The 655-nt window shown below is 66.1% G+C and carries 1 protein-coding gene; it reads left to right on the forward strand.

Features of this window, described 5'->3' with window-relative positions; genetic code table 11:
- Positions 1-655 (forward strand): IS91 family transposase (locus P0D89_RS53790; RefSeq protein WP_408379775.1); only part of this gene is annotated, 655 nt, incomplete at both ends.

Consider the following 655-nt stretch of genomic DNA (forward strand, 5'->3'; position numbering starts at 1 on the left):
GCTGCCCGAGCCCATCGCGGCGCTCGCCTGGCAGAACAAACGCGTGCTCTACGACATCCTGTTCCGCACCAGCGCCGAAACCCTGCGCACGGTCGCCGCCGATCCGAAACACCTGGGCGCCGAAATCGGCTTCATCACGGTCCTGCATACCTGGGGGCAGAACCTGCAACACCATCCGCACGTGCACTGCGTGGTACCGGGCGGCGGCATCGCCCCGGACGGCGAACACTGGATCGCCTGTCGCCCCGGTTTCTTCCTGCCCGTGCGGGTGCTCTCACGGCTGTTCCGGCGTCTGTTTCTCGCACAGCTGCGCCATGCCTTCGACACCGGCGCACTGCATTTCTACGGCCAGCTTGCGCCGCTCGCCGACGTTCAGGCGTTCGCCGCCTTTCTCGCGCCGGCCGCACTAGCCGAGTGGGTCGTCTATGCGAAGCCTCCGTTCGGCGACGCCCGGCACGTACTCGACTATCTGGGCCGCTACACCCACCGCGTGGCCATCTCGAACAACCGGCTGGTCAGCTTCGACGACGGCCACGTCACCTTCCGGTGGAAAGACTATAAACACCCCGCCGCAGCGAAGACCATGACGCTTGAGGCCGACGAATTCATCCGCCGCTTCCTGCTGCACGTGCCGCCCGACGGCTTCAAGCGCATT

The organism is Paraburkholderia sp. RL18-085-BIA-A, assembly GCF_046027075.1.
Lineage (GTDB): Bacteria > Pseudomonadota > Gammaproteobacteria > Burkholderiales > Burkholderiaceae > Paraburkholderia.